This is a genomic window from Microbacterium sp. K24 (genome assembly GCF_004794465.1).
Taxonomy (GTDB): domain Bacteria; phylum Actinomycetota; class Actinomycetes; order Actinomycetales; family Microbacteriaceae; genus Microbacterium.
Window position 1 is genome coordinate 1 of the sequence record NZ_SSDJ01000009.1, and the last position, 9,558, is coordinate 9,558.

The window sequence follows — 9,558 nt, forward strand, 5'->3', positions numbered from 1 at the left end:
GTGCAGGCGGCCCCGGCGCTCGTCCCGGTGGCGGCGGCGGTTTCGCCGGTCGTCCCGGTGGTGGCGGTGGCCGTGGCCGTGGTCCCGGTGGAGGTACCGCAGGTGCCTTCGGCAAGGGCGGCGGCAAGAGCAAGCAGCGCAAGTCGCGGCGGGCGAAGCGGCAGGAATTCGAGATGCGGAGCGCCCCGGTCGTCGGTGGCGTCAACGTCACCCGTGGCAACGGGGAGGTCATCCGCATGCGTCGCGGCGCGTCCATCGCGGACTTCGCCGACAAGATCGAGACGCTGACCGGCTACACCGTGCAGCCGGGAACCCTCGTCACGATCCTCTTCAACCTCGGCGAGATGGCCACGGCCACCGAGTCGCTGGACGAGGCGACGTTCGAGGTCCTCGGCGAGGAGCTGGGTTACAAGATCCAGATGGTCTCGCCCGAGGACGAGGACAAGGAGCTCCTCGAGGGCTTCGGTCTCAACCTCGACCAGGAGCTCGAGGAGGAGAGCGAGGACGACCTCGAGATCCGTCCGCCGGTCGTCACCGTCATGGGTCACGTCGACCACGGTAAGACCCGACTGCTCGACGCCATCCGCCAGACCAACGTCATCGAAGGCGAAGCGGGCGGCATCACGCAGCACATCGGTGCCTACCAGGTGTGGACCGAGCACGAGAACATCGAGCGCGCCATCACCTTCATCGACACCCCGGGCCACGAGGCGTTCACCGCCATGCGTGCCCGTGGTGCGCAGGTCACCGACCTCGCGATCCTCGTGGTCGCGGCCGACGACGGCATCATGCCGCAGACGGTGGAGGCGCTGAACCACGCCCAGGCGGCGAACGTGCCGATCGTGGTCGCGGTGAACAAGGTCGACAAGCCCGACGCCAACCCGTCCAAGGTGCGCCAGCAGCTCACCGAGTACGGTCTGGTCGCCGAGGAGTTCGGTGGAGACGTCATGTTCGTCGACGTGTCGGCTCGTGCCGGCACCGGCATCCAGGAGCTCCTGGATGCGGTGCTGCTCACCGCCGACGCCGGTCTCGACCTGACGGCGAACCCGAACAAGGCTGCTCGCGGTGTCGCCATCGAGGCGAAGCTCGACAAGGGTCGCGGTTCGATCGCGACGGTGCTGATCCAGTCCGGAACGCTCCGGATCGGTGACGCGATCGTCGCCGGAACGGCTTACGGTCGTGTGCGTGCCATGGCGGACGAGAACGGCGATGCGGTCCTCGAGGCCTACCCGTCGCGTCCCGTGCAGGTGCAGGGTCTGAACTCCGTGCCGCGTGCCGGCGATGTCTTCATCGTCACCGAGGAAGACCGCATGGCCCGTCAGATCGCGGAGAAGCGCGAAGCCGTCGAGCGCAACGCCCAGCTGGCCAAGGCCCGCAAGCGCATCTCGCTCGAGGACTTCACCCGTGCTCTCCAGGAGGGCAAGGTCGAGTCGCTCAACCTCATCATCAAGGGTGACGTCTCGGGTGCCGTCGAGGCGCTGGAGGAGTCGCTCCTCAAGATCGAGGTCGACGACTCGGTGCAGCTGCGCATCATCCACCGCGGCGTCGGTGCGATCACCGAATCCGACGTGAACCTGGCGACGATCGACAACGCGATCATCGTGGGCTTCAACGTGCGACCCGACACGAAGGCGCGTGAGCGCGCCCAGCGTGAAGGCGTCGACATCCGGTTCTACTCGGTGATCTACAACGCGATCGACGAGGTCGAGAGCTCGCTCAAGGGCATGCTCAAGCCGGAGTTCGAAGAGGTCCAGTCGGGCGTCGCCGAGATCCGCGAGGTGTTCCGTTCCTCCAAGTTCGGCAACATCGCCGGTGTCATCGTGCGGTCGGGAACGATCACGCGAAATGCCAAGGCCCGCGTCATCCGCGACGGCGTCGTGCTGGCCGATGGTCTCGCCATCGAGTCGCTGCGCCGCTTCAAGGACGACGTCACCGAGGTGCGCACGGACTACGAGGCCGGTATCGGTCTCGGCAAGTTCAACGACATCCAGATCGGTGACGAGATCGAGACGACCGAGCTCGTCGAGAAGCCTCGCGGCTGATCCATAGCGATATCTTCGGGCGTCCTTCGCTCCGGCTCCTGAGCGAGCGCAACGAGACGAAGGGCGCCCGAAGGCTTTCTGAAGAGGGAGAGAACAATGGCTGGTGAACGACAGGCTCGTCTGGCGGACCGGATCCGCGTGATCCTCGCCGAGCGGCTCGAGAAGGGGCTGCGCGACCCGCGGCTCGGCTTCGTCACGTTGACCGACTGCCGCGTCAGCGGCGACCTCCAGCACGCATCCGTGTTCTACACGGTGCTGGGCACGGAAGAGGAGCGCATCGCCAGCGGCGAGGCGCTCGCGTCTGCGACCGGCATGCTGCGCAGCGAGGTCGGACGACAGCTCAGCACCCGTCTGGTGCCGACGCTCGAGTTCATCCCCGACGCGCTCCCGGAGAACGCCGACCACATCGGTGCGCTGCTGCGCCAGGCGCAGGAGCGCGATGCGGAGGTCGCGAAGCTCGCTTCCTCGGCATCGCACGCCGGTGACGCGGACCCTTACCGCACCGAGGACGAGCAGGACTGACCTCGTCCGGCTGCAGGTCTCCCTCGGCGCGATCGACCACCGATATACAGCGTCGGTAAGACGCTCCGGCGGTGACTTCTCGTTGCTACCCTCGCCTCTGCGGGATCGTGTCCCGCCGAGCTGAGGGGGATCGGCATCGAGGGTTCGAACGCGCACGGCGATCGGTCGGTCGCGCCCGATGTGGTCGAGGCGCTGCTCGACGGTCTCCTCGTGCGCGGGCTGAGCTGCGCGCCCCATGTCCTGACGCGTCTCTTCCGGGAACTGCACGGTGACGAGCCCACGATCGGCCAGGTCGTGGAGCGGCTGCTGCCCGCGCAGAGAGCCGGTCTTCGTCCTCTGCCGACTCCGCTCCCGGTCGTGCCGGCGATCGCCGCCGTCTTCCAGGATCTGGTCTTCCCGTCGCGGGATCGGGACCTGCTGCTCGCGCTGGCCGTCTCTCTCGACGACGCCCTCGAACCGCTTCTCGAATTCGACGGCCGCACAGCTGCCGAGATCTCCGCCGCCGCGCCCGCCGGCCGGCATCTCGTCGTGCGCGCCGGGCGCGCGCGGTTCGCGGACCCGCGGCTGGCGATCTGGCTGCGCGCGCAGACCGATCCGACGGTGGTGGGTGTCGTCCACCACCGGCTGAGCGCCGTGTTCCAGCGCCGTGGCGACGGTATGAGCGCGGACTGGCATCGCGCCCGCGCCTCACTCGACAGGGATCCCGGAGCCGCAGCCGAGCTCACCCGGATCGCGCGAGAGCTCTCCGAGGCGGGGCATCCGGATCGCGCCCTGCTGCTGGCGCAGGAGGCCGCCGAGCACGCCGTCGGAGTCGAACTCGATGAAGCGAGGCTCGTCGCGGGGACGTCGTCGGTGGGCGCGGGGTTCGCCGTCGAGGCTGCCGAATGGCTCGGGAGCCTTTTCCCCGACGGCACGGAGCGCTACCGTCTGCAGGGACTCGCCGGGCTCCTCACCGTGCGCGCGCACCTCCAGGGCGCGGTGCCCGACGTCGATCCGCACTCCCTGCGGCCCCGCTCCGACGATCGCGACGACTGGTATTCGTGGACGCGGGCGGCGGCCGTCGCGGCCGTGCTCTGTGCGGAGCGCAGCGATCGCACCGGCATGAGGGTGTGGCTCGACGCGATGCGCACCGGGACCGCACGCGTCGGCGCCGAGCGGGAGCTCCGTGATCCGGCCGTCGCCCTGTGCTGGCTGCTGGTGGGGGAGTCCGACGTCGACGAGGCCACCGGGTCCGGGCCGCTCAGTGGACGGATGCTGCGCGCTCTGCGGGCTGCGATCAGCGGAGACGTCGACCTCGGCCTGCGCATCCTCGGAGCGGCGGACGCGACGATGGAGTCGGACACCGATCCCCTGGTCGCGGGATTCGAGCACAGCCCGGTCGTCCGGGCGTATCAGGCCGTCGTCGAGGCTCTGCTGCTCGTGTGGCGCGGAGACATCGGACCCGCACGCGAGAAGATCCGGTCCTCTGCACGGGAGCTGCCGATCGCGATGCCCTTCGCGGGATTGGGCGTCGTGCTCGCGCGCCGCCTCGACCTCGCCGTCCGAGGCGAGATCGGCCCCGTCGCGCGCGCTCTCACGGCCGCCCTGCCGCCGGAAGCCAAGATCGACGTGATCGTCGACAAGGGGATCGAGGCCTTCCTCGCCGGGGCTTTCGACGGCGCCGCGTCGTCCATGCGGCTCTGGCTCGACCTCGGGGCCCCGCAGACCACGCTCTCGGTCCCCGGCTTGGATGAGGTGGCGCTCACCTGGGAGATCGGTCCATCCGCGCCGACCATCGTCGCGCCGCCCGAGGTCGTGCTCGCGCACGAACTGCGGCTCAGGATCGCGACCACGACGGACGGCCGCTGGCGAGCCGAGTGCGAGGAGGTGCACGCGTCCGCTCGCACTCTGCGTTCGCCGTTCGCGCGGGCACGGGTCGAGGCGATGCTCGGCATCCGATGCGCGATCCGCGACGACCACGCGCTCGCACGCCGTCATCTGCAGACCGCCGAGCATCTGTTCGAGCTCGCCGGGGCGACAGCGTGGGCTCGTTCCATCGGCCACCGCGTGGCCCGGCTCGACCCCGACGAGAGCGACGCCGCAGCCATCGCGGATCCGCTGTCGTCCTGTCGGTATGCCTGGGCGCAGCTGCTGACCGCGCGCGAGGTCGAGGTGGCGATGCTCGCTGTCGCAGGTGCGGCGAACAGAGACATCGCGGCTGCACTGAACGTGTCGGTGCGCACGGTCGAGGTGCATCTCGGCCGGGTCTTCGCGAAGCTGGATGTGCGCCGACGCGTCGAGCTGACCGCACTCGCACACCGCACCAACCAGCACCTCTGACGGCGCGGTCCGGGAGCCGATTCAGCGTGGCAGGGAGATGCCCTCGCCGTCCGCTTCCGCGAGGCCGTCGGCGATGAGCGAGTCGATCGCACGATCCCGCTGGCGGCTGTCGGGCCAGTCGGGCAGAACGGCATCCAGGGGAACACCGTCCGGTGCGGCCGCTCGGAGCAGGCGCAGCACCGCGCCGCGGGCCTGCCGGTCGGAGCCCTCGTAGGCCGCCTGACGCCGCCGGGTGTCACCGGTGTCCGGCCTCCCTGCGGCGAGCCAGGCGCAGGTGCCCGCGAGAGGGCAGATCTCGCAGCGCGGCGAGCGTGCGGTGCAGACCGTGGCGCCGAGCTCCATCGCGCCCGCGTTGAAAGCAGCGGCATCGGCATCCGTCGTCGGCAGCAGCGACTCCATCAGCGCCAGGTCCCGGCGCGAGGGCGGAGAAGGCTGCGCCCGCCCCTCGACCGCGCGGGCGAGGACCCGCCGGGTGTTGGTGTCGACGACCGGATGACGGTCTCCGTAGGCGAAGACGGCGACGGCCCTGGCGGTGTAGTCGCCGATGCCGGACAGCGCGAGAAGCGCATCGACATCGCGGGGGACGACTCCTCCGTGGCGCTGCGTGACCTCGATCGCCGCGCGGTGCAGCCACAGCGCGCGGCGCGGATAGCCGAGGTTCGCCCACTGCTGCACGACATCCGCCGCGGATGCCGCTGCCATCGCCGTCGGTGTCGGCCAGCGGGCCAGCCAGCCTTCCAGGTGCGGTATCACCCGGGCGACCGGGGTCTGCTGCAGCATGAACTCGCTCACGAGAACACCCCAGGCGCCGTACTGCTCATGAAACGCCGTGCGCCGCCAGGGCAGATCGCGCGCACCGGCTCGATACCATCGGAGCACGAGCTGCGCGATCTCCTCGATGGGGGTTGAGGAGATCGCAGACACGACGACAGCCTAGGCGAGCGCGACAGGCGCCCGAGAACCGGAGAGTGCGATGAACACCGATGACATGCGGAGACTGACCTTCACGATCGCGGCGGCAGCGGCGATCGGCCTGCTCGCCGGATGCACGGCCTCGACGTCACCGCAATGGTCGCCGAGCGCGACCACGGCGCCGACGTCGACTCCGGCTCCGACGGCGCCGCCCGAGGTCGATCCGGCGGATCCGGGCACCTGGATCATCAGCGACGCAGGAATCGGACCCGTCACCATCGGCGGCGACTTCGCGGCCACGCTCGGGTCACTGCCGGACACGTGGACGAATGACCAAGCGTGCACCTGGACGGCCTGGTGGAACGCCCCCGACTCGTCCTCCGGGGTGTACTTCGTGCGGGGCACCGAATCCGACACCGAGCCCATCTCCGAGATCTCCGCCTATTCGGCGGCCGAAGATCTCGCCGGCGTCGACGGACCGCGCACCGCGGAGGGGCTCGGCGTCGGCTCCACCACGGACGAGGTGCTGGCGGCCTATCCGGACGCGGAGCAGGGCACGGCGGAGATCGGAACGGGCACGTGGCTGCGGCTCGCCGGCGACGCCGACGGACATGTCTTCTTCCAGTTCCGCGAGGGGGAGACCATCGCGAACAGCGTGGTCGTGACGACGAGGGACGAGCCCTCCTACGAGGTCTGCGGCTGACGTCGCGATGCACGGCCGGACCATGGCCGCATCGTAGGCTGGGGAGATGGTCTCGCCCGGAATCCTCCTCGTCGACAAGCCCGCAGGGCTGACCAGTCATGACGTCGTCGCGCGCACCCGTCGCGCGTTCGGCACGCGGAAGGTCGGCCACGCCGGCACCCTCGATCCGATGGCCACGGGGCTGCTGGTGATCGGGATCGAGGGCGCGACACGACTCCTCACCTACGTGGTCGGCGCGGACAAGACGTACGAGGCGACGATCCGGCTCGGACAGACGACCGGGACGGACGACGCCGATGGTGAGATCGTCTCCCACGCCGCCCCGGATGCGTGGGAGACCGTCACCGATGACGCGATCGTCGCCGGCATCACGACCCTCACCGGAGAGATCTCGCAGGTGCCCAGCGCGGTCTCGGCGATCAAAGTCGACGGGCGTCGCGCCTACGACCGGGTACGCGCAGGGGAGGACGTGGTGCTCGCCGCACGCGACGTCGTCGTGTCGCGCTTCGAGGTCGTCGCGAAACGCGAGGGCGAGGGGTTCCTCGACCTCGACGTGGTCGTCGACTGCTCTTCCGGTACCTACATCCGCGCGCTCGCTCGCGATCTGGGAGCGGGGCTCGGAGTCGGCGGTCACCTCACGTCTCTGCGCCGCACGCGGGTAGGCCCGTTCGACGTCGCGGATGCCGTCGGGCTCGACGACCTCGCCGATGCCCGCACGCTGACGCCCGCGCAGGCCGCGAGTCGGATCCTGCCCCCGCTGCCCGTCTCCGCGGACGAAGCACGTGACCTCCGGCACGGCAAGAGACTCAGCAACCAGGCCCCTCGCCTGGAGGGGACGCTCGCTGCGGCGATCGACGACGAGGGCTCCCTGGTGGGCATCGTGGAGCGTCGTGGCGCCGATCTGAAGAGCGCCATGAACATGCCCGAGGATGCACGATGATCCTGTGGCTCACGATCGTGCAGATCGTCGTGGCGGTCGCCGCCGGCGTGTTCTGCATCGTCGCCGGACTCGTGGGTCGGCGACCGAGCGATTTCAGCGTCGGGGCTCTCGCGCTCGTCGAGGCGCTGCTCGTGGTGCAGATCGTCGTGGCGATCGTCGCGCCGCTCGCGGGGAACCCGCCCACAGGTGATCTCCTCGAGTACTGGGTCTACCTGGTGTCGGCAGCGCTGCTCCCCGTCGGAGCGGTGCTGTGGGCGCTGATGGAACGCAGCCGCTGGAGCACGGTCATCCTCGGTGTGGCCGCCCTCGCGATCGCGATCATGCTGTGGCGCATGCAGGTCATCTGGACCGTCCAGATCGCGTGACGCCGGAAGCGCGCGCGGAGTCCGGGCTCCTCGCGCGGCTCTAAGATGGAATGCGCTATGAGCACCACCACCCCCTCCACTCGGATGACCGGAATCGGTCGCGTCCTCGTGATCGTCTACGCCGTCATGGCGCTGGCCGCCACGGGGCGCAGCTTCGTGCAGATCGTCCGCCGGTTCGAGGAGGCGCCGCTCGCGTATTCGCTCTCCGCACTCGCCGCGGTGGTGTACATCCTGGCGACCCTCGCGCTCGTGCTGTCGCGCCGCCGCGGGTGGTACACGGTCGCCTGGATCGCGATCGTCTTCGAACTCACGGGCGTGCTCGTCGTGGGTCTGCTCAGCATCGTCCTTCCCGCGCTGTTCCAGCATGAGACCGTGTGGTCGCTGTTCGGCCGCGGGTACCTCTTCATCCCCCTGGTGCTCCCGGTCTTCGGCATCTGGTGGCTTCGGACGCACCGGCCGTCGCGCGCCGCTCTTCCTCTCGAGGCGACCGCGTGATCGTCTTCCGCAGCCCCGCCGAGGTGCCCCGCGACTTCGGTCCCAGCGCGGTCGCCATCGGCAAGTTCGACGGCGTCCACGCCGGACACCGAGCCGTCATCGCGCGACTGAACGAGGCCGCGGCCGCGTCCGGAAGCCGGTCGGTCGCTGTGACCTTCGACCGGAATCCGCTGGCCGTCCTGCGCCCCGACCGCTGCCCCGAGAACGTGGTGACGGTCGAGCGCAAGCTGGAGCTCCTCGGCGAGCTCGGCCTCGACGCGACCCTCGTGCTCACCTTCGACGAGGAGCTCGCCGCGCGCAGCGCCGAGGACTTCGTGATCGACATCCTGGTGAATGCTCTCCAGGTCTCCGAGGTGCTCGTCGGGCAGGACTTCCGGTTCGGCCGCGGAGGAGCGGGGACTCCGGACCTGCTCCGGGAGCTCGGGCCCGTGCACGGCTTCACGGTCGAGGTCGTCGACGACGTGTTCCTGCCCGGGTCGCCGCGCCGCGTCTCATCCACCTGGATCCGTGAGCTGCTCGTCGCGGGTGACGTCGCCGGGGCCGCGCGCGTGCTGGGGCGCAATCCCGACGTGCGGGGCGTGGTCGTGCACGGTCTCAAGCGCGGCAGGGAACTCGGATTCCCCACGGCGAACCTCTCGACGATCGTCGACGCGTTCGTGCCCGCCGACGGCGTGTACGCCGGATGGCTCGTCGACCACGACACGGGCATCCGGCATCCGTCCGCCATCTCGGTCGGCACCAACCCGACCTTCGACGACGTGCTCGAGCGCCAGGTCGAGGCGCATGTGCTGGATGAGACGGGACTCGACCTCTACGGCCACGACGTCACCGTGGAGTTCGTCGAGAGGCTGCGCGGCATGGTCGCCTACGAGGGCATCGAGAAGCTGATGGCGCAGATGGCCCTCGACGTCTCGGACGCGCGACGGGTGCTGACCGGCGCGGTCGACTGACTCGATGACGCGCGGCGACCAGGAAAGTCTCCGTCGTGGTGCGGGAATGGCATAGACTGGGCCGTGGTTCTCACCGATCCTCACGCGTACGGCGTGCATCGGAGGGAACCGGAATCACTGTTCGTACGGTCCTGGCTCACGCCACACGCGGACATCGAGAACGGCTCGCGGCTTCATGAGGATGCCGGAGCCTTCACGCTCAGGAGGAGCATGCCGACCACGGCAACCGCCGCCACGCGGCGCAAGAAGACGTCCCGTCGAGACGACGAGGCCCCCCTCATCCCGATCCTCGCGCGCAAGGTGCGCGAGA

Annotated in this window: 9 protein-coding genes; 8 read left to right on the forward strand and 1 reads right to left on the reverse strand. The window is 69.7% G+C overall.

The window, feature by feature from the left end:
* The 3 genes from infB to DW306_RS00125 all read left to right on the forward strand — a co-directional run.
* The coding region (gene infB / locus DW306_RS00115) for a translation initiation factor IF-2 (protein WP_136053631.1) at positions 1 to 2,042 on the forward strand (2,042 nt) is incomplete at its 5' end.
* A gap of 96 nt (positions 2,043 to 2,138) precedes the next feature.
* Complete coding sequence (rbfA, locus tag DW306_RS00120) at positions 2,139 to 2,564, forward strand: 30S ribosome-binding factor RbfA (protein ID WP_136053632.1); 426 nt, start codon at positions 2,139 to 2,141, stop codon at positions 2,562 to 2,564.
* Positions 2,565 to 2,744: 180 nt separating this feature from the next.
* Entirely contained in the window at positions 2,745 to 4,883 is a 2,139-nt protein-coding gene (locus DW306_RS00125; RefSeq protein ID WP_136053633.1) for a helix-turn-helix transcriptional regulator, read from the forward strand.
* Between the two features lie 21 nt (positions 4,884 to 4,904).
* On the opposite strand, the gene DW306_RS00130 is transcribed toward DW306_RS00125, so the two are convergent.
* Positions 4,905 to 5,783, reverse strand: a complete 879-nt coding sequence (locus tag DW306_RS00130) for an A/G-specific adenine glycosylase (protein ID WP_136053639.1) — start codon at positions 5,781 to 5,783, stop codon at positions 4,905 to 4,907.
* 73 nt (positions 5,784 to 5,856) lie between these two features.
* Between DW306_RS00130 and DW306_RS00135 the strand changes: the two genes are divergently transcribed.
* The 5 genes from DW306_RS00135 to DW306_RS00155 are packed head-to-tail and all read left to right on the forward strand — an operon-like array spanning position 5,857 to position 9,248.
* Positions 5,857 to 6,498, forward strand: coding sequence for a hypothetical protein (locus DW306_RS00135; protein ID WP_136053634.1), 642 nt, complete (start codon positions 5,857 to 5,859; stop codon positions 6,496 to 6,498).
* Positions 6,499 to 6,544: 46 nt separating this feature from the next.
* Positions 6,545 to 7,438, forward strand: a complete 894-nt coding sequence (gene truB, locus DW306_RS00140) for a tRNA pseudouridine(55) synthase TruB (RefSeq protein ID WP_136053635.1) — start codon at positions 6,545 to 6,547, stop codon at positions 7,436 to 7,438.
* Positions 7,435 to 7,803, forward strand: coding sequence for a hypothetical protein (locus DW306_RS00145; protein WP_136053636.1), 369 nt, complete (start codon positions 7,435 to 7,437; stop codon positions 7,801 to 7,803). The genes truB and DW306_RS00145 overlap by 4 nt, the downstream gene beginning before the upstream one ends.
* A 57-nt stretch (positions 7,804 to 7,860) precedes the next feature.
* Entirely contained in the window at positions 7,861 to 8,298 is a 438-nt protein-coding gene (locus DW306_RS00150) for a hypothetical protein (protein WP_240746985.1), read from the forward strand.
* Complete coding sequence (locus DW306_RS00155) at positions 8,295 to 9,248, forward strand: bifunctional riboflavin kinase/FAD synthetase (protein ID WP_136053638.1); 954 nt, start codon at positions 8,295 to 8,297, stop codon at positions 9,246 to 9,248. The genes DW306_RS00150 and DW306_RS00155 overlap by 4 nt, the downstream gene beginning before the upstream one ends.
* Positions 9,249 to 9,558: the final 310 nt, after the last annotated feature.

Coding starts and splice junctions, on each gene's coding strand:
- rbfA (WP_136053632.1), top strand. CDS start 2,139: ATGGCTGGTGAACGACAGGCTCGTCTGGCGGACCGGATCCGCGTGATC.
- DW306_RS00135 (WP_136053634.1), top strand. CDS start 5,857: ATGAACACCGATGACATGCGGAGACTGACCTTCACGATCGCGGCGGCA.
- truB (WP_136053635.1), top strand. CDS start 6,545: ATGGTCTCGCCCGGAATCCTCCTCGTCGACAAGCCCGCAGGGCTGACC.
- DW306_RS00145 (WP_136053636.1), top strand. CDS start 7,435: ATGATCCTGTGGCTCACGATCGTGCAGATCGTCGTGGCGGTCGCCGCC.
- DW306_RS00150 (WP_240746985.1), top strand. CDS start 7,861: ATGAGCACCACCACCCCCTCCACTCGGATGACCGGAATCGGTCGCGTC.